This is a genomic window from Virgibacillus salarius (assembly GCF_039521925.1).
In the GTDB taxonomy this organism is placed as follows: domain Bacteria; phylum Bacillota; class Bacilli; order Bacillales; family Amphibacillaceae; genus Virgibacillus; species Virgibacillus salarius.
In genome coordinates, this window is sequence record NZ_BAAACY010000053.1 from 31,571 (window position 1) to 51,425 (window position 19,855).

General features: G+C 36.9%; 20 protein-coding genes. 14 read left to right on the forward strand and 6 right to left on the reverse strand.

What is annotated here, in order from left to right:
* Positions 1-516: a MogA/MoaB family molybdenum cofactor biosynthesis protein gene (locus ABDZ84_RS07440; RefSeq protein ID WP_026681441.1), complete on the forward strand. Its 516-nt coding sequence runs from the start codon at positions 1-3 to the stop codon at positions 514-516.
* Positions 517-608: 92 nt separating this feature from the next.
* Here the strand turns inward: ABDZ84_RS07440 and ABDZ84_RS07445 are convergent, their stop codons facing one another.
* Complete coding sequence (locus ABDZ84_RS07445) at positions 609-1,037, reverse strand: universal stress protein (protein WP_026681440.1); 429 nt, start codon at positions 1,035-1,037, stop codon at positions 609-611.
* A gap of 131 nt (positions 1,038-1,168) precedes the next feature.
* On the opposite strand from ABDZ84_RS07445, the gene ABDZ84_RS07450 reads away from it, so the two are divergent.
* A complete protein-coding gene (locus ABDZ84_RS07450; protein ID WP_162986290.1) occupies positions 1,169-1,330 on the forward strand; it encodes a hypothetical protein in 162 nt (53 codons plus the stop codon).
* A 410-nt stretch (positions 1,331-1,740) separates the two neighbouring features.
* Entirely contained in the window at positions 1,741-2,859 is a 1,119-nt protein-coding gene (ald, locus tag ABDZ84_RS07455; protein WP_026681439.1) for an alanine dehydrogenase, read from the forward strand.
* Positions 2,860-2,995: 136 nt separating this feature from the next.
* Here the strand turns inward: ald and ABDZ84_RS07460 are convergent, their stop codons facing one another.
* Positions 2,996-4,093 carry a M24 family metallopeptidase gene (locus tag ABDZ84_RS07460; protein WP_026681438.1) on the reverse strand — a complete coding sequence of 366 codons (1,098 nt, stop codon included), beginning with the start codon at positions 4,091-4,093 and terminating at the stop codon, positions 2,996-2,998.
* A 415-nt stretch (positions 4,094-4,508) separates the two neighbouring features.
* Between ABDZ84_RS07460 and ABDZ84_RS07465 the strand changes: the two genes are divergently transcribed.
* From ABDZ84_RS07465 to ABDZ84_RS07480, 4 genes are all read left to right on the forward strand, one after another.
* A complete protein-coding gene (locus ABDZ84_RS07465) occupies positions 4,509-5,189 on the forward strand; it encodes a metal-dependent hydrolase (RefSeq protein WP_026681437.1) in 681 nt (226 codons plus the stop codon).
* A gap of 519 nt (positions 5,190-5,708) precedes the next feature.
* Positions 5,709-6,461, forward strand: coding sequence for a prepilin peptidase (locus ABDZ84_RS07470; RefSeq protein ID WP_026681436.1), 753 nt, complete (start codon positions 5,709-5,711; stop codon positions 6,459-6,461).
* 223 nt (positions 6,462-6,684) lie between these two features.
* Positions 6,685-6,915, forward strand: a complete 231-nt coding sequence (locus ABDZ84_RS07475; RefSeq protein WP_226983527.1) for a hypothetical protein — start codon at positions 6,685-6,687, stop codon at positions 6,913-6,915.
* 73 nt (positions 6,916-6,988) lie between these two features.
* A complete protein-coding gene (locus ABDZ84_RS07480) occupies positions 6,989-8,296 on the forward strand; it encodes a DRTGG domain-containing protein (RefSeq protein WP_026681434.1) in 1,308 nt (435 codons plus the stop codon).
* 319 nt (positions 8,297-8,615) lie between these two features.
* Here the strand turns inward: ABDZ84_RS07480 and ABDZ84_RS07485 are convergent, their stop codons facing one another.
* Positions 8,616-8,909 (reverse strand): YtpI family protein, encoded by a 294-nt coding sequence (locus tag ABDZ84_RS07485; protein ID WP_026681433.1) that lies wholly within the window; start codon positions 8,907-8,909, stop codon positions 8,616-8,618.
* 105 nt (positions 8,910-9,014) lie between these two features.
* On the opposite strand from ABDZ84_RS07485, the gene ABDZ84_RS07490 reads away from it, so the two are divergent.
* Entirely contained in the window at positions 9,015-9,962 is a 948-nt protein-coding gene (locus ABDZ84_RS07490) for a DHH family phosphoesterase (RefSeq protein ID WP_343780811.1), read from the forward strand.
* Between the two features lie 43 nt (positions 9,963-10,005).
* Here ABDZ84_RS07490 and ABDZ84_RS07495 read toward each other — a convergent pair whose 3' ends face one another.
* The 3 genes from ABDZ84_RS07495 to ytrH form a co-directional block, all read right to left on the reverse strand.
* Complete coding sequence (locus tag ABDZ84_RS07495) at positions 10,006-10,203, reverse strand: YtzJ family protein (protein ID WP_026681431.1); 198 nt, start codon at positions 10,201-10,203, stop codon at positions 10,006-10,008.
* 128 nt (positions 10,204-10,331) lie between these two features.
* Positions 10,332-10,835, reverse strand: coding sequence for a sporulation membrane protein YtrI (gene ytrI / locus ABDZ84_RS07500; RefSeq protein WP_026681430.1), 504 nt, complete (start codon positions 10,833-10,835; stop codon positions 10,332-10,334).
* Positions 10,835-11,167 carry a sporulation membrane protein YtrH gene (gene ytrH / locus ABDZ84_RS07505; protein WP_026681429.1) on the reverse strand — a complete coding sequence of 111 codons (333 nt, stop codon included), beginning with the start codon at positions 11,165-11,167 and terminating at the stop codon, positions 10,835-10,837. Before ytrH ends, ytrI begins: the two co-directional genes overlap by 1 nt.
* A 141-nt stretch (positions 11,168-11,308) precedes the next feature.
* Here ytrH and dnaE point away from each other — a divergent pair, with 141 nt between their 5' ends.
* The 6 genes from dnaE to pfkA all read left to right on the forward strand — a co-directional run bounded on the left by dnaE (position 11,309) and on the right by pfkA (position 19,831).
* Complete coding sequence (gene dnaE, locus ABDZ84_RS07510) at positions 11,309-14,674, forward strand: DNA polymerase III subunit alpha (RefSeq protein WP_026681428.1); 3,366 nt, start codon at positions 11,309-11,311, stop codon at positions 14,672-14,674.
* A 116-nt stretch (positions 14,675-14,790) separates the two neighbouring features.
* Positions 14,791-16,029: an NADP-dependent malic enzyme gene (gene ystJ, locus ABDZ84_RS07515; RefSeq protein WP_205388702.1), complete on the forward strand. Its 1,239-nt coding sequence runs from the start codon at positions 14,791-14,793 to the stop codon at positions 16,027-16,029.
* Between the two features lie 20 nt (positions 16,030-16,049).
* Positions 16,050-16,673: a FadR/GntR family transcriptional regulator gene (locus ABDZ84_RS07520; RefSeq protein WP_034679105.1), complete on the forward strand. Its 624-nt coding sequence runs from the start codon at positions 16,050-16,052 to the stop codon at positions 16,671-16,673.
* Between the two features lie 144 nt (positions 16,674-16,817).
* Complete coding sequence (gene accD, locus ABDZ84_RS07525) at positions 16,818-17,678, forward strand: acetyl-CoA carboxylase, carboxyltransferase subunit beta (RefSeq protein ID WP_026681425.1); 861 nt, start codon at positions 16,818-16,820, stop codon at positions 17,676-17,678.
* A complete protein-coding gene (gene accA, locus ABDZ84_RS07530; protein WP_026681424.1) occupies positions 17,675-18,631 on the forward strand; it encodes an acetyl-CoA carboxylase carboxyl transferase subunit alpha in 957 nt (318 codons plus the stop codon). Before accD ends, accA begins: the two co-directional genes overlap by 4 nt.
* Before the next feature lie 240 nt (positions 18,632-18,871).
* Complete coding sequence (pfkA, locus tag ABDZ84_RS07535; RefSeq protein ID WP_026681423.1) at positions 18,872-19,831, forward strand: 6-phosphofructokinase; 960 nt, start codon at positions 18,872-18,874, stop codon at positions 19,829-19,831.
* The last annotated feature ends 24 nt before the right edge of the window (positions 19,832-19,855 follow it).

Genomic DNA, 19,855 nt, shown 5'->3' on the forward strand with positions numbered 1-19,855 from the left:
TTGTCAGTAAAGGAACATAAGCGTGAAAACCACGTAGTAAATTGCATGATTTTAACTATTAGCGATACACGGACATTGGAAACTGATATGAGTGGAGGGCTTATTGAAGAACAATTGAAGGCGAACGGACATTGGATAAGTGTCAGAGATATTATTAAAGATGATCGAAATGACATTCAAAAAATAGTTACGAGAGCTTGTGTCAATCCCGGTGTTGAAGTAATCATTTGTAATGGTGGAACTGGTATTGCTGATAGAGACGTTACCATTGAAGCAATAAAAGAACTTTTTACGAAAGAAATCCCTGGCTTTGGAGAGATATTTCGAATGTTGAGTTACAAAGAAGATATTGGGTCAGCCGCTATTCTTTCAAGAGCAGTTGCAGGTACTCGAAACCAAACAGTTATTTTTGCACTCCCTGGTTCTACTGGAGCGGTAAAGTTAGCCATGGAAAAATTAATCATTCCAGAATTATCTCATATCATCCACGAATTAAGAAAAGAATCACCACATTAGAAGCGCTTCCAACAATAATGTGGAAGTGCTTCTAATGTAATTGTGGAATATTCTTAGTGATGTAGTGAGTATATCGTTTTAATGTTATATAGTTATCTGACAACTAATACATCACATGAAGCGTATCTTGTTATGCTCTCAGAAACACTTCCTATAAGAAAACGTTCAACAGCATTCATCCCTGTTGCCCCACAGATAATAAGGTCCGCATGAAAGTCATTAGCAATATCTTTTGCAATTTTTACTTTTGGAGACCCATATTCTACACATCGAATTAAATTATCAATACCTGCTGATTTTGCATTGTCTACATAGCTGTCTAATAATTCCTTAGCATATTCCTCTGCACGATCTGCTAATGTACGATCATAGGCTTCGGCAGTGGCAAATGTCCGTGAATCAACAACATGAGCTAAAATAATGCGTGCATCATTTCGTTTTGCGATATCTAATGATTTAGTAAAAGCTTTCTCAGATGCTTCTGATCCATCAACTGCTACTACAATATTCTTATATTCCATATAGATCTCCCCTTTCATATAAATTATATACCCGTATTTTAAGGACAACAATCAAAATTTGCCACTTTTACTAATTAAATTTTAGAGAGTGTTGCAGTATTGTGGACATACTATAAATGGGGGTGATTAGATTGTCCAAAGAGAAGCGTGATAATCAGCCACAAAACATTTTTGAGGATGAAAAAGGTGTTGCGGCTGTACAGAATCAGTTAAATGAAAGTTACCAAAGTGGTGTCATTGAAGAAAGGCACAATAATAAGGGAATCTACACGTTTAATAATCGTAAAAATTAAAGTGGAGAATGAGGCTGAGACAAAAGAATGAAGAAACAATAAAAAACGAACGATGATTAGTTGATGAAATTAATCATCGCTCGTTTTTTGATCAGAATCATTCATTTAGCACCTGAAATAAGCGAGACTCCGGCGGGAACAGCACGAGTCCGAAGATTCACGTGGTAACGTGTTTTTCTTTACCAAGTTAGCTGAGGCCGTGCCCGTGGAAAGCGCGTATAGTTTCACAGTGTGGCGATGATCCTCCTATTGATAACATGATTATTCGTATTTTGAGTAAAGAAGTTGTGTTTTGTCAGCCTCATTTCCCTTTTACTTTGAGAAAAAATTTGGTACTGTTACAATATACGTATATGAAGTATGAAAGTGCTTTCAAAAAAGTGTTATATTAGAGAATTGGAGGTAGTTAAATGAATATCGGTGTTCCAAAAGAAATAAAAAATAATGAGAATAGGGTTGCTATGGCGCCTTCTGGTGTCCTAACTTTGAAAAATGCCGGTCATACTATTTATATTGAGACAGAGGCTGGTTTAGGTTCTGGATTCACGGACCAACAATATGCGGAAGCCGGTGCAATTATCGTAGCTACAGCCAAGGAAGCTTGGGAACAGGAAATGGTAATGAAGGTAAAAGAACCACTACCTGAAGAATATGATTACTTCTATGAAGGGCTTATTTTGTTTACATATTTGCATTTAGCAGCGGAACCTAGCTTAACAAAGGCGCTGATTGATAAAAAGGTAACTGGGATCGCCTATGAAACGGTGCAGTTACCAAATAATTCACTACCGCTTCTAACACCTATGAGTGAAGTAGCAGGAAGGATGGCTTCGCAACTTGGTGCTCAGTTTCTAGAGAAGACAAAAGGTGGAAAGGGAATCCTTTTAAGTGGAATACCAGGAGTTAAACGTGGCAAGGTTACGGTTATTGGCGGTGGTGTTGTTGGTACAAATGCAGCAAAAATTGCGGTTGGTTTAGGTGCAGACGTTACAATAATTGATTTAAATCCAGAGCGATTGCGTCAGTTGGATGATATTTTTGGATCATCTATTAATACAATGATGTCGAACCCGCTGAATATTAGTCTCGCTTTAGCAGAGTCGGATCTTGTTATTGGTGCAGTGTTAATACCAGGTGCCAAAGCTCCGAAGTTGGTGACTGAAGAAATGGTTCAAGCTATGACAGCCGGTTCAGTGATTGTTGATGTAGCAATTGATCAAGGCGGAATATTTGAAACAAGTGACCATGTTACTACGCATGATAATCCAACATATACCAAACATGGTGTATTGCATTATTCCGTTGCAAATATGCCTGGAGCAGTTCCAAGAACCTCGACAATTGGTTTAACCAATGTTACTGTTCCTTACGCATTACAATTAGCAAATAAAGGCTATGTAGGTGCATGCAAGGATAACGAGGCGTTATTAAAGGGAATTAATACACTCGATGGGTATGTAACATATCAAGCAGTAGCAACATCTCATAGCTTGGAATACGCGGATCCACATACGCTATTGGATAACTAAAGATAGTAATATAAGAAGATAAGGGCGGTCTCCAAAATCTAACGTAGAATTTGGAAGAAAGCCCTTTTTCAATAAATATGAATATGGAGCCGGTTTAGGTTAATCTAAAAATTACTAAACTTATACGCATGCTAAGTTATTCCAAAATCATTAATTCTTTTGGAGATGTAGTTAAAACTTCTGGCCCTTGTTCTGTCATATAAATCATGTCTTCGATCCGAACACCGGCAACCCCTGGTACATAAATACCTGGCTCAATGGTATAGCACATTCCTGCTTGTAACGGTAGATCATTGTTGCTATGCATAGAAGGATACTCATGTGTTTCAATTCCTAATCCATGTCCAATGCGATGTGTGAAGTATTCACCAAAGCCTGCATCTGCAATATGATTTCTTGCTATTTGGTCTAATTTACCAGTTGCTACACCAATCTTAGATGCAGCTATCGCTTTTTGTTCCGCCTCTAAAACGGTATTGTATATCTTTTTTTGTTGCTCGGTTATTGATTTAAATGCTACTGTTCTGGATATATCTGAACAATAGCCCTCATACACTACACCAAGATCAAATAATACGATATCACCTGATTTTATCTTTTTCATGGAAGGTGTCCCATGCGGTGAAGCGGTCTTTGTACCAGAAAGTGTCATTGTAGAGAAGGACATTTCCTGAATTCCTTGTTTTTTAAGCTCATACTCAATTTTAGCAATTACTTCGAGTTCACCTACGCCTTCCTGAATTGCCGCTATCCCAGTCTTTATTCCAAAGTCAGCTAATTCAGCAGCATGTTTTAATAAATTATATTCCTTCTCACTTTTAATGACACGTAGGTTTGCTAATAGTTCTTCACCATTTACAATACGTGTATTTGAAAAGAGTTGCTGCATCAGTTGATATCGATCTAATGTTAGATTTGTATGCTCGACACCAATTGTATTTGGAATATGTTCATTCGTTTTTAATTTCTGGTAAAACATCTCCCAAGGATTTTCATGATCATGATAGGTGATTATTTGATAACGCCATCCAGCTGCTTTTGCATCCTCTTCTTCCATTGCCGGAATAATTAATAATGGATCAAAATGATTACTAATGTAGACAGCCACTAGCCTTTCATGTGGTTCTGTATAGTAATTAGTAATATAGTATACATTCGCCTTAGATGTAATAAACATACTATCGATATTCTGTTTTTTCATGCTTTTTAGTAATGCTTGAATTCTTTCTGCCATTTCTTTGTACACCTCTTTAATATGTAATATTTTTATTATAGCAAAAATAGTGTATGGAATTAAAATGGATGGCATTAACGACAAGTTGATGGCAACGTATTTTTAATATTTGTTTCCAAAACTATTACTGTGATAAGAAAGCTGATAATATATACATAGATTGAACAGACAATATAAAGTGAAACTTCAATCCGTGGGGGGTGTTTATCCCTGCGGATTGTTAGCACCACAAGGGTATGCCCCGCTTATCCATATTGGTTTTACTTTAATGATTGAAGCGGGGATATTATTGCCAGTTATAGGTGGGATAAAAAAATACGAATAACTAGCATGAAAATAACTAATTTCGGGTAGAAAAAATAAGAATGCTTGTTTAAGATAGATAGTATAATGTTTTATCAGAGGAGTGGTAATCGTGCAAATTTCTTATCATGGACATTCAGTAGTAATGATTAAAACGGATACACATCAGATTTTAATTGATCCCTTTATTACTGGAAATGAAAAATGTGATTTGGATGCAAACTCAGTAAATCCAGATGTTATCCTGTTGACACATGGTCATAATGACCATGTTGGTAATACGATAGATATTGCAAAGCGGACAAACGCTTTAATCGTTGCTCCTAATGAATTAGCAGACTATATGGGTTCAAAAGGATTACGTGTACATCCGATGCATATAGGTGGGAAGCATGAATTTGATTTTGGTACAGTCAAGCTCACCCAGGCCTTTCATGGCTCGGCGTTTACAGAGGATGATGGTTCAATTGTATACACTGGTATGCCGGCAGGAATCCTTCTAACGGTGAATGAGAAAACGATCTACCATGTTGGAGATACTGGTTTATTTTCAGATTTAAAATTAATAGGTGATATGAATAATATTGATATTGCGTTTGTTCCAATCGGGGATAATTTTACAATGGGGCCCGAAGATGCGCTAATTGCCTCGGAATGGATTCATGCAGATGTAACGGTTCCTATACATTATAATACCTTTCCTGTCATTGAACAGGACCCGCACAAGTTCATCAGTCAAATTAAATCGGGAGAAGGAAAAGTAATGGAGATTGGCGATGCGTTGCAATTATAATCGTTTAGACTGAGAAAAAAGTATCTTATTCACATCATCATCCGAACGGATTCAGTTCGGATGATTTGTTTACGTCAAACAGGTTCTATCACCCTCTATAAAATACTTCGCCTTCCGTGACACGGCTCCTAAGGACCACTTTCTTGCACGATCTTCAGCTCGCGCTTTTTTCCCGATAGGATAAGGGAATCGGCAGCGTTACATCGCACGCTGATTGAAGTTTCATTTTATTTTATCGTTTTATCGTTCGGCTTTTGGGTTAACTTTTTTCTTGCCAGCCCCTTGCTGTAGAAGCATGCAAATATTCCCTTTTTGCTACTAGTTATTTCCATCTTTTTATACTATAATTTAGGCATAAAGTAGCATATGTCGTAGCAGAAATAGATAAAGTGGCAAACGTATATTGGGGTTGGGACACTATTAAAAACGATCCATTCAAAACACTTTATCCCGTCTCTCTGAAAAAGCTATATTTTATTTTATTAAAAGATATTCAAGTAGAAATAAGGTGAAATCCGATTGAACACTTTTACGCTCTCGTTATTTTTTCTAGTTGGTTTACTGTTTGGATCTTTTTATAATGTAGTAGGATTGCGATTACCTAAACAATTATCGTTTATCATGAACCGTTCTAATTGTATACATTGTAGTCATCAGCTTCACTGGTATGAGCTAATACCCATTTTATCCTTCTTATGTTTAAAAGGTAGATGTAGTAAATGTAGTAACCGTATATCCTATCTCTATCCATTGATTGAAATCTCTACTGGATTATTATTTGTATATAGTTATTTGATGTTAGGTTGGAATAGCGAGCTAATTATAGCATTGCAATTAGTTTCCATGCTGATGATCATTACAGTTTCCGACTTAACATATATGGTCATACCTAATAAGTTATTGCTATTCTTTCTTCCGCTATTTTTTATACTGCGAATTATCTCTCCATTAACGCCATGGTGGTCGCCATTACTTGGAGGACTATTAGGTGTATGTATCACGATGTTCATCATTTTAATTAGTCGTGGTGGTATGGGAGCAGGGGATATGAAACTTTTCGGTGTACTAGGTATTGTATTGGGGTATGAGAAACTATTGCTTTGCTTTTTTCTATCTTGTGTAGTTGGGGCTGTCTTTGGAATGTTGTTACTAGTAATCAAAAAAATTCAACGTAAGCAGCCTGTAGCATTTGGACCATATATAGTAATTGCGACTTTAATTACCTATTTTTATGGAGATGCTATTATCGATTGGTATTTTAGATACCTTTAGATACTGGTAGTTATGAATATTGCTATTTAGATCTGTTTTATCCCATATATAATTGGCAGTAAAACCCCCACTTCAAGTAATAAGGTGAAACCACTTTTGGTGGTATAACCCCCCTACTAAATGAACGCTCACTTTATTATGGACAATATGATGAATAGAAGAACCGTGTAAGTTCTTAATGCATGGATTCTTTCATACATTGTTACCAAGGAGGTAGACAATAATGGTGAGACATTATGCAGTACTACGATTATTGCTTGCAGGTTTCTTCTTATACATGGCGTGGCCCTCTATCCCATATGCTGTTACGCCGATTGAACTTGCTTTTTGGGGTGGATGGTTAATTTTTTTCTTATTAATTGTTGGAGCAAATATTGCTTCACTTTTACAAATGATTCAACCACCAATTATGGAACAGCAAAAGGAAAGACAGCGTCAAACCTATAATTATTGAGTTTCAGCTTTTTCAACTGTATAATAAATGGTAAATAATTCATTAGTACAGTTGAAAGATGGTGTATGTACCAATGGCGAGTAAACATGAGCAAATAATTCAGCATATTATATCATTGGAAATTGGTCATAAGATATCTGTAAGACAAATCGCTAAGGATTTAAATGTAAGTGATGGCACAGCATATCGAGCGATTAAAGAAGCTGAAAATCAAGGACTTGTAAGCACAATCGAACGTGTAGGTACAATTCGTATTGAACGGAAGAAAAAAGAAAACTTCGAGCGCCTTACGTTTGCAGAGGTAATCAATATTGTAGATGGACAGGTTCTAGGTGGTAGAGAAGGGCTTCATAAGACATTATCGAAATTTGTAATTGGAGCTATGCAACTTGATGCGATGATGCGTTATACTGAGGCAGGATCTTTACTGATCGTAGGAAATCGTATTAAAGCGCATGAATTAGCTTTGAAAGAGGGTGCGGCAGTACTTATAACTGGTGGGTTTGATACGGAGGACTATATTAAGCGGTTAGCTGATGAAAGACAGCTTCCAATTATTTCTACTAGTTATGATACGTTTACAGTGGCTGCGATGATAAATAGAGCGATTTATGATCAATTAATAAAAAAAGAAATCGTATTAGTGGGCGATATTTTTACTCCATTTGAACGATCGTTTTATTTACGTGCAAAGGACACCATACATGATTGGTATGAACTTAATCATAGATCGACACATACTCGTTTTCCGGTAGTTGATGAAAAAAAACGTGTTATTGGTATGGCTACTTCAAAAGATATCATTGGGAAAGAGAATCAGACAACTATCGAAAAAGTAATGAGTAGGCATCCGAAGATTGTTCAGACAAAGACTTCTTTAGCTTCTGTGGCCCACATGATGGTTTGGGAAGGTATAGAAGTAATGCCAGTAGCAGATGAATCCAATCATTTACAAGGAGTCATTTCTCGACAGGATGTATTAAAAGCATTACAACAAATACAAAGGCAGCCTCAGGTTGGTGAGACAATAGATGATATTGTTTCTCGTAATTTGCGAGAAGCGGACAATCAGAAGGATACCTATTTAACAACCGTTGCACCACAGATGACGAATCAACTTGGAACATTATCTAATGGAGTATTTACATCATTAATAACAGAAGCGAGTAGGAGAATGCTTCTTCAGTATAAAAAAGGTGATCTTGTAGCGGAAAATCTGTCCGTGTATTTTATTAAGCCAGTACAAATTGACAGCACATTGAAAATAAAACCGAAGCTGCTTGAAATCGGTAGGATGTATGCAAAAATTGATGTGGAAGTATTTGATGAGAGAAAACTAGTTGGTAAAGGATTGCTGATGGCTCAGCTCATTAACCGTTAATTAATCTATCAGTAATAAACGGTTAATGAGGTTTGTGTTGATCAGTAGGGACTGAAGGAATAAAGCTACTGGGGGAGGGAGTGCTTAATGGATAAGAAGCACTCACTCCGGTAGCTTTATAAGTCAATTATAAAATTTGAGCCTATGGGTAAATACGGGTGTGTTGAGCCACGTCCAGCTCCAGTGCCCAGAAACGAGGCGACTTCATGAATCGCCCTAATCTAAGTTATCATTGGCTCGAAAGCTAATCGTGATTCCTTTATCTCCGTTGACTCTCTCCAGTCGCTACGTTTCTATTCGCGCTTGCGCTTTTATTTGTTTAGGATGGATTTAATCTTTTCCATTCATTTCGATAGTGTTTTACTTCTTTTATACCTCGATAAATCTGTGGAACTCCGACGATGAGGAGAACTATACCAATAAATAATGATAGCTTTGTTTGGTAAAGAATATATTGATTAGCCGTGAAGAAAAGCACAAAACTACCAAGACATATTCTGGATTTAGCATTGAAGTATGCCTGTGTTAGACCATCCTTGCTTTTTACAATAGCAACTTTATAATATACATAAAGTACAATAGATATTACAATAAATATAGAAAATATAAACATATGTAATCGCCCCTAATCTAAATTACCATTATCCACAAAATTAATTGTAACGTTTTTCTTAAATTTTAGCTACAATGAGAGAATAAAAGCTACGAAAAAGGTGATATTTTGCAGGAAATAATTGAAGCAATAAAACAGTATAATACAATCATTATTCATCGACACGTTCGCCCAGATCCAGACGCCATTGGATCACAAGTAGGATTAAAAGCACTTATTAAGCATTCATTTCCAGAAAAAAATGTCTATGCTGTTGGTGAAGAAGAGGATACATTAACTTTTTTAGCAAGAATGGATACTATTTCTGATGAGCAATATCGAGGCGCACTTGTTATTGTATGTGACACAGCAAATACGGAGAGAATATCTGATGAACGTTATCAATTAGGTAGTAAATGGATTAAAATTGATCATCACCCAAATACGGATGAATACGGTGATATACAGTGGGTAAATATTGGGGCTAGCTCTACAAGTGAAATGATCTATGAATTTTTTATACAAGCAAAGAATCATGGCTTTTCATGTAATCATGAAGTAGCACGTCTTCTTTATGCAGGCATAGTAGGAGACACGGGTAGATTTTTATATCCGAGCACATCGAAAAAAACGTTCCAATATGCTGCAGAACTAGTAACCTATTCATTTGATCGCACAGCATTATATGATGGAATATATAATGTGAAAGCGAATATAGCGAAGTTACGTGGCTATATTTTGCAAAACTTTACATTATCTCCATCAGGTATGTCTTCTGTTAAGCTAACAAAACAAATTTTAGAAGAATTTCAAGTACAACCAACCGATACAGGTCAATTGGTAACAGCTTTAGGAGATGTTGAAGGAATTTGTGCATGGGTAATATTTATTGAAGAGGATGAGATTATCCGAGTTCGCTTGCGGTCGAAGGGACCTGTTATTAATGAGTTAGCCGCTAAATTTAATGGTGGAGGTCATCCCATGGCATCGGGCGCTTCTGTAAGTACGTGGGAGGAAGCGGATAGACTAGTACGTGAATTAGATGAAATATGTGTAACATATAATAACGCATAAAAAACGAGCCGAAAGTAGCGGCTCGTTTATTCATCGTAAGTAACTAACTACTTTTTCTATTGGAGTTCGGGATAAACCAGCAACCTGAATTTGTGTTGTCATAAATGACGTCCAAGTGTTCCTTCTCAATATCACGTTTTATTAAGCGAATGAGCTCATGTGATTCAGCATAAGCGGAATGGCCCTCTTTTAGTCGAGCTATTTTTTCATCGCGCATCCGTCTATGATTCATTACCAACATGAAAATCCACTCCTTTCATCTTAAGCAGTATATGAAAGTTAATCGCAAATGTTCTTTTCTTATTTTTATTTTAAACAAAAAATAACGATATTACCATAAATTTTCAAATATTTCATAAAACGTTCACATTAGTTAGCAAGATCTGCTTTAACGGTTATTTTAATATGTTTGGATATAACTAGCTTTGTTATTGTAAAGTTGTAGGTAAACTCGTCTACAGTATAGGCTTTGTTTTCAATGGTGGATACAAGTAATTTTTCACTTTCTGCGATAAGAGAAAGATCCTTTCCGTAAATATGTTTTAACTCGGTTTTTACCATCTCTTCTAAATTATCAATAATAAGTCGATCCAAAGGCAACTCATCTGTATTTTCAATGGTTAACGATACGGACTCAATAGTTACCGCCTTCTGCGATTTTTCGCTTAACTCATCGTTATCTTCTAATAAGGATTCGTTTTGATTTTGTAAATCATTTATTTTACTGCGAAATTGATTGTTTTCCTCAAGTAATGATTCATACATCGATCCATACATATAAAGAAGGGTACAGTAGGCAATTACACCACCGATCATTACACCAACAAAAAAACGCTGCCAAGTTACTTTTTTATGATAAGGAGGGATATGCATCAATTAATTTCCTCCTGAATAAGCCAATTTAACAAAAGTATCGCTGTTTTCACGCCACCCATTGCGGAAAGAATAAATAATGCCTGTTTTACTAAATCCATGGTTGATCCATCATAGATACCCTTTTCAAAATTCGCAATTGCATCAAAGGTTCCACCAATCGCAGCTACTATTGCCCAAATACGTAAACGGTTAGCAATTCGACCAATATCATATATTGGTGCATCTCCAGTGACAAATGCACCGATACTTCCAATAATTGATCCACCAATTATGACACCAAAAGCAATAAAGTAACAATGTATAAACGTCTCAAAAAATCGTTCTTCCATAAGAACGCACTCCTCGTGAGCCATGTTAGTTCCATTGTATGATTAATAAGGACAGGTTATGCTTTTGAATCAGCTTTTCCGTATGCATGTTCTATCTAGATTGGTATAATAAGAAGTAGAGATTTTAAAGGACGGGATACGATGTCGTTTACACATTTACAAGTACGTAGCAGCTATAGTTTGCTGGACAGTACGATTACAATCGAAAAATTAGTGAAAAAAGCTATTGAGTTAGAGTATGATGCTTTAGCACTTACGGATTATCAGGTGCTGTACGGAGCAATTGATTTTTATAGGCAATGCAAAGCGTATGGGATCAAGCCTATCATAGGGATGATTATCACAGTGAGAGGCGAGAAAAATAATGATAAAGAACAAGTAACATTATTAGCTAAAAATAATCACGGTTATCAGAACTTAGCTAAGCTAAGTACACACATTCAGAAAAATGGAGAAGGAGGTATTACTATAAATGAGCTATCTCCTTATGTGGCGGACTGCGTTGGTATTCTTTCGATTAATCATTCCTCTATAGCAAAAATACTATCATCAAACCTATATGAGGATATTCATACACTTTTATCAGGATTTATGAACTTGTTTAAGCAAGGAGATTTCTATCTTGGCATCGAAGCTAGTCGCACTGAAATAGACACGGTACTGATTCAAAAAGGAATGGAGTTCAAGGATCAATACTCCATTCCTGTAGTTGCATTAAATGATGTTCGCTATTTAGAGGAGAAAGAAGCCATTGCCTTTGATTGCTTACAAGCGATGAAAATGAATGAAAAGTGGAATGGAAAACAAATAAGTACGCATCTTCAGCATCATCATCTTCGTTCTAAAGTAGAGATGGATCATATATTTATTTCCTGGCCAGAAGTATTGACAGAAACGGAAAACATAAAAGCCAAATGTGACGTTAACTTTCAATTTAATCAACGTCATCTTCCATCTTTTCCACTTCCAAATGGGAATGAGGATGCACATGAGTTTTTAGAAAAGTTATGCTGGAAGGCAGTAAACTCTAAATATACCTTGCTAACAGATGAACTACGTAGTCGGTTAACCTATGAACTACGTGTCATTGAATCTATGCAGTTTAGTGATTATTTTCTTATTGTGGCAGATTTCATTCGTTTCGCTAAACAAAATAATATTTTTGTTGGACCAGGTAGGGGATCTGCTGCAGGCTCATTAGTCGCTTATATTCTGGGGATTACGGAGATAGATCCGATAGAATATGACCTTCTATTTGAACGTTTTCTAAATCCAGAGCGCATGACCATGCCGGATATCGATATAGATTTTTCTGATACTAGACGCGACGAAGTGTTGATGTACATTCGTGAGAAATACGGGCATGATCATGTGGCTCAGATCATAACATTTGGAACCTATGCAGCTCGTTCATTGCTGAGGGAGCTCATAAAGACAATGGATATCAATCAACAGGATGCATCCTTCATTTTGCGACATATTCCAGTTCAGTCAAAGAAAGGTATTGTTCACATTGTTAACGAATCAAAGGAATTAAAAGAGTATGTAAAGGGATCTGAACAATTAAAAGTGCTGTTTACCGTTGCAACAACATTAGAGGGAATTCCTAGGCATATTTCGACACATGCTGCTGGAATTGTCATAACACAGGATCCGCTTGTAGAGTATATTCCTTTAGCAACAAGCGGGTCAGATATCTGGCTAACTCAATTTCCAATGAATGATTTAGAGGATATAGGATTATTAAAAATTGATTTACTAGGGCTACGAAATTTAACATTAATGGAGCGTGTTAATAGAACGATAAATTACTCGAAAAATAAAACAATTCATCTGAACGAAATCCCTGCTGATGATCAGGAAACATTTGCTTTGCTTAAAGAGGGGAAAACCAATGGTGTATTTCAGCTTGAATCCCAAGGGATGAAACAAGTACTTCGCGAATTACAACCATCAACATTTGAGGATATCGTAGCTGTTAACGCACTATATCGGCCTGGTCCGATGGAATATATTCCGACATATATAAAACGAAAACATCAGCAAGAAGCTATTGTTTATCCACATCCTGATCTTGCTTCCATTTTGGTTAAAACTTACGGAGTCCTTGTTTATCAAGAGCAAATTATGCAAATTGCTAGTAAGATTGCTGGTTTTTCTCTAGGGGAAGCTGATATATTACGTAGAGCAGTAAGTAAAAAACAGGAAGCGGTAATGGAGGAACAAAAAGGGAAATTCATTGATGGCTGTATTGGAAATGGCTATGATCTATCTGTTGCTGAAGAGCTATTCGCTTGGATTGTTAAATTTTCTAATTATGGATTTAATCGCAGTCATGCAGTAGCATATAGTAAAATAACTTATCAATTAGCTTATTTAAAAACACATTTTCCTGCTGCTTTTTTTGCTGAACTCTTAAGCTCTTCCGTTAATCAACATGACAAACTACAAACGTATGTAAGGGAAATGAAGGAGTTACAATTAACGCTGTTACCACCATCTATCAATAAAAGCTACGGGCGTTATTCGGTAGAAGGGGATTGTATTCGCATAGGCCTTCTTCAAATCAAAGGTATTGGGAAGCAAGTAGTACATGAGATTGTCCAAGCCCGCAAAGAACGTCCATTTAAGAATCTTTTTGATTTTTGTTTACGTATTTCATTAAAGACAGTGAACAGACAAACAATTGAACTTTTGGTTATGTCAGGCGCAATGGATGAATTCCATGGCAACCGAGCTAGCTTGATGGCAACTATTGATCAAGCAATAGAACAAGGTGAGCTCTTTAAAGAGTTTCAAGGACAGCCTCGTTTATTCGATGATCAAATAGAATTAGAAGGTGAGTATGTACTAATTGAAGACTTTACGCAAATAAAAAAGCTAGCAGATGAAAAAGAATTACTAGGTATCTATGTCTCTGATCATCCATTAACTTCGTACAGAAAACAGTTACAGCGAAGTGGCTATATAAGGCTAGCACATGCACGTAAGTTAATTGGAAAAAGAAACGTAAAGAGTGCGGCTGTTATTCAACAAATTAAAACGATTCGGACAAAGCGTGGAGACCCAATGGCTTTTCTTACATTAGGAGATGAAACAGGTGAAATGGAGGCAGTGGTCTTCCCAGATTTATATCGTCAAATTAATCGGTGGTTGAAGGAAGAGTTGCTTGTTATTATGGAAGGGAAAATAGAATCTCGAAATCAACGAATACAATGGTTACTCTCATCAGTAGAGCTGTTATCGGAGGAGGTGCTATACAAATTAACAACAGGTAGGCTGTTTATAAAAATTTCTGGGAATAGTAGTGAGTCGGAATTAAAAAAGATCAAGCAAATAGCGAATCATAACCCTGGTAATACGCCAATCATTATTTTTCAGGAAGATACAAGAAGGACATATCAGCTTTCTGAGGAATATTTCATTCATCCAAATAGAGAAAGCATCAAAAACTTGGAAACATACTTTGGAAAAGAATCTGTTGTGTTCGATTCAGACAAACAATAATCATTACTTTACAGACACGAACCATCTGTTATAATGGAGAGGTTAAGGGTGGTCAGACCACTATAAGCATCGAAGGTAATTAGTATTTTTTCTGCGAAAGGGAGCGATTAGTAAAGATGGCAAGCTTAAGAGATAAAGCGTTGCACTTGCATAAAGTAAATAAAGGTAAACTAACGACACAATCAAAGATACCAGTTACCAATGCAAAGGAGTTGAGTCTAGCATATTCTCCTGGAGTAGCTGAACCTTGTAAGGAAATTCATGACCATAAGGAAACGGTTTATGATTATACAATGAAGGGGAATATGGTTGCGGTTGTCAGTGATGGCTCAGCGGTGTTAGGACTTGGAAATATTGGGCCAGAGGCAGCACTTCCAGTAATGGAAGGGAAGTCTGTCTTATTTAAAAGCTTTGCTGGTGTAGATTCCTTTCCTATTTGCTTGGCTACCCAAAATGTAGAAGAAATTGTAAATGCTGTAAAGCTGATGGAGCCTACATTTGGTGGAGTGAATCTAGAGGATATAGCAGCACCAAATTGTTTTATCATTGAAGAGCGTCTTAAAAAGGAAACAAATATACCTATATTCCACGATGATCAGCATGGGACTGCTATTGTAACTGTTGCAGGATTAATCAATGCACTTAAATTAGTCGGTAAGTCTTTTTCGGATATTAAAGTTGTAGCAAACGGAGCTGGAGCAGCTGGGATTGCAATTATTAAATTATTATATAGCTTTGGCGTACGTGATATGGTTATGTGTGACTCTAGAGGTGCCATATTTGAGGGACGTTCATATGGTATGAACGACGTGAAAGAAAAAGTGGCAAAATATACGAATCAGGCTAAAAAAGAAGGTAGTCTTGAAGAAATGCTTGATGGTGCTGACGTATTTATTGGTGTATCCGTAGGTGGTGCACTAACGAAGGAAATGGTAGAGAAAATGAATGATGATTCGATTATATTTGCGATGGCAAACCCTGATCCTGAAATCATGCCGGAGTTGGCTAAGGAAGCTGGCGCAAAGGTGATTGGGACTGGCCGTTCTGACTTTCCGAACCAAGTTAATAATGTACTTGCCTTTCCTGGGATCTTTCGTGGTGCATTGGATGTCCGAGCTACTAGAATTAACGAACGTATGAAGGTTGCAGCAGCAAATGCTATTGCTTCGCTAATTTCAGAAAGTGAGTTAAATGAGGACTATGTAATTCCTGCTCCATTTGATGCTAGAGTTGCGCCTATCGTCGCCAAAAGTGTCGCACTTGCCGCAATGGAATCAGGTGTGGCTAGAATAGAAGTTGATCCAGAAGACGTAGCGGAGAAAACGAGAAGATTAACACAGATTGATGAAAAATGATGTGTTAAAAGGAGTGAGTCATGGCTGTGTCCATGCCATCAAAACAAAAAGTATATCACGGTGTATTAACCGAGATTCGACACTTTATTAATAGTAATAATTTACAACCAGGAGACAAGCTTCCTTCGGAAAGAGAGCTTGCTGAAAAGCTCCAAGCCGGAAGGTCTTCCATACGTGAGGCATTACGCGCAATGGAACTACTAGGTTTAATTGAGACACGGCATGGTGAGGGTACTTATTTAAGTGCTTATCGTTCTTATCAGACGGTTGAATTGCTCTCTTCTTTTATATTACAAGGAGATCAAATAAAGGTTGAATTATTACTTACTATTCGAATATTAGAAAAAGAGGCAGCAAAACTTGCTTTTGATAGGATACATGAAACAGAAATCAAAGCGTTGAAAACGATTATAACTAGTGATGAACGAAAGCCAAACGATAGGCACGCTGCTTTTTTTAGTTATATCTTTGAAAGAACAGATAATTTGTTATTTACGAAGGTATGGCGTTTAATGTATGAATTTGCTATCACCGTAGAGGATGTTTATACGAGTTCCATATTTTATCAAGAACTCATTCAGCTGTACGTTGAACGAGATTTTAATTCGATTGAAACGTTATTCGACGCTTTAGCTGATAAATAAAGGTTTTTAGACGGCGGATTATGACAATTTTTTTAATTTGAGTTCGCTATACTATATATTATAGGGTTTCATTCTTGCTGTCTTTAAGGCACCAGGCTTTGTTGCTCGTATGCCATGGTTTTGTTGAAAAAAGGAGGAATTGCCTTGCTTAAGGATTTTTTTGGCAAGCGAAGAAAATACGCATCCATTCCTAGCGAACAAGCAAAAGCAGATGTTCCAGAAGGGCTAATGCAAAAATGTAACGGATGTCATAAAATATATTATCGAAAAGAAATGAATAAGAATTTACAAGTTTGTCCAAATTGTGGGTATCATCACCCCTTACAAGCTTGGGATCGTATCGATACATTATTTGATGAAAACAGCTTTGAAGAATGGGATAATGATCTTATTACGAGTAACCCACTTCAGTTTCCTGGTTATGAAGAAAAAGTGGTAAAAGATCGTAAAAAAACAGGTTTAAATGAGGGTGTCGTTACAGGAAAAGGTACAATTGAAGGACAAGCTACAGCGTTTGCTGTCATGGATTCGACTTTTCGAATGGGAAGTATGGGATCTGTAATCGGTGAAAAAATTGCAAGAGCATTAGAAAACGCAAAGAATGAAGGACTGCCCTTTATTATATTTACTGCATCTGGTGGAGCGAGGATGCAGGAAGGTTTATTAAGCTTAATGCAAATGACAAAGACTTCTATTGCCGTGAAACGTTTTAGCGATGCAGGTGGGTTTATGGTTTCTGTCATGACGCATCCTACAACTGGCGGAGTATCTGCAAGTTTTGCATCAATAGGTGATTATAATATCGCAGAACCTGGAGCGTTAATCGGATTTGCAGGTAGACGAATTATTGAACAAACAATTAGGGAAAAATTACCAGAAGATTTTCAGACTGCTGAGTTTCAATTAAAGCATGGACAACTCGATAAGGTTGTTCACCGTCAAGAAATGCAGGAACTATTATCAAAGTTGCTTAAGTTTCATCAGAAAGGTGGGGAAGAAGCGTGAAACAAGTTTTAGAATTTGAGAAACCCATCGTTGATTTAAAAGAGAAAATCTCTGAACTTAAGCGATTTACACAGGATAGTGAGATTGATTTATCGGATGAAATTACAACATTAGAGAAAAGGCTAGCTGTATTAGAAAATGATATTTACGGAAACTTAAAACCCTGGGATCGAGTCCAACTTGCAAGACATTCAGAGCGTCCGACTACATTAGACTATGTTCATAAACTGTTCACCGATTTTATTGAATTTCATGGAGATCGGTTATTTGGTGATGATGAGGCAATAATTGCTGGAATAGCATATTATAAAGATAATCCAGTTACTGTTATAGGGCATCAACGTGGGAAAGATACAAAAGAAAATTTACGAAGAAATTTCGGTATGCCACATCCAGAAGGCTACCGTAAGGCATTAAGACATATGAAGCAGGCAGAGAAGTTCGGACGACCAATCATTTGTTTTATAGATACAAAGGGTGCATATCCAGGAAAAGCTGCTGAAGAAAGAGGCCAAAGTGAGGCGATAGCCCGTAATCTAATGGAAATGGCAGGCTTAAGAGTCCCCATCGTATGTGTGGTTATTGGCGAAGGAGGCAGCGGTGGTGCCCTTGCCTTAGGAGTTGGTGATGAGATACATATGCTGGAAAACAGTACGTACTCTGTTATATCTCCGGAGGGAGCTGCATCCATCCTGTGGAAAGATTCGGCATATGCTCAGCGTGCAGCTGAATCAATGAAAATTACCGCATATGATTTGAAGAAATTGCAAGTGATTGATAAGATAGTACCTGAGCCTAAAGGTGGAGCACATCGAGATTTAGACCAACAAGCGGCTTATTTGGATGAGGTATTAGAGCAATCGTTGCATACGTTAAGTAAATGCTCTGCAGACACATTGCTTGAGAATAGATGGCAAAAATATAAACAGATCGGTGATTATAATCTGTTATAACTCAAGTGCTGTTCTTTCTTCTTTTAAAGATTGCAAGGCAGTTTGTAAAGTGTTAAGCATATCAGGCGCGTACATTATTTTTAGAGGTTGACATTTTATGTCAACCTCATCTTCGTGTTTTTGATGAAATTCTCTATGTTCTACATGCTTTCAATTGCTATTTTACTAAATTCCAATTATCTTTAAGAGAGGGTATTATTAAACATAGATAAAAAGTTCGACTAGAGGTGAATTGTATTTATGAAAAAAATTGGTGTATTGACTAGTGGTGGAGATGCTCCAGGAATGAATGCAGCCATTCGAGCAGTAGTACGAAAAGCCATTTATCATAATATAGAGGTTTACGGTATTAAATATGGCTATCAAGGATTAATGGAAGGTAATATTGAACGAATGGAAATTGGTTCAGTAGGTGATATTATTCATCGTGGTGGTACGATTCTTTATTCTGCAAGAAGTCAAGAATTTAAAACAGAGGAAGGGCAACAAAAAGGTATTAAGCAGTTGGAGAAATTTGGAATTGAAGGATTAATCATTATAGGCGGTGACGGTAGTTTTCGTGGTGCTCAAAAACTAACCGAAAAAGGCTATCCTTGTATAGGTGTGCCAGGAACCATTGATAATGACATTGCTGGAACTGATTTTACCATTGGTTTCGATACAGCACTTAATACTGTCATCGAGGCGATTGATAAGATACGTGATACAGCTACTTCGCATGAACGAACATATATTATAGAAGTGATGGGAAGAGATGCAGGAGATCTTGCACTCTGGGCTGGCTTAGCAGATGGTGCCGAGAGTATTCTTATCCCTGAAAAACAAGAAGATTTTAATATGGTTATAGAAAAGCTAAGGCGTGGGCATAAGCGTGGTAAGAAGCATAGTATAATTGTGCTCGCTGAAGGTGTTGGAAGTGGTTTTGAGTATGGTAAACGTATTGAAAAAGCAACAGATCTTGATACGCGTGTTACCGTATTGGGACATATTCAGCGTGGCGGATCACCAACTGCTTCAGATCGAGTCTTAGCTAGCAGACTAGGAGCAAAAGCGGTAGATCTGTTGCTGCAAGGAAAAGCTGGAAGAATGGTAGGAATTAAAAATAATTCTTTAGTAGATCATGACATCATTACGACATTGAACGAAGAACATACCATTAATGATGAGATGTACAAGCTGTCACAAGAATTATCTATATAGTTTAGCTGTTTTTTCGGATGGTAA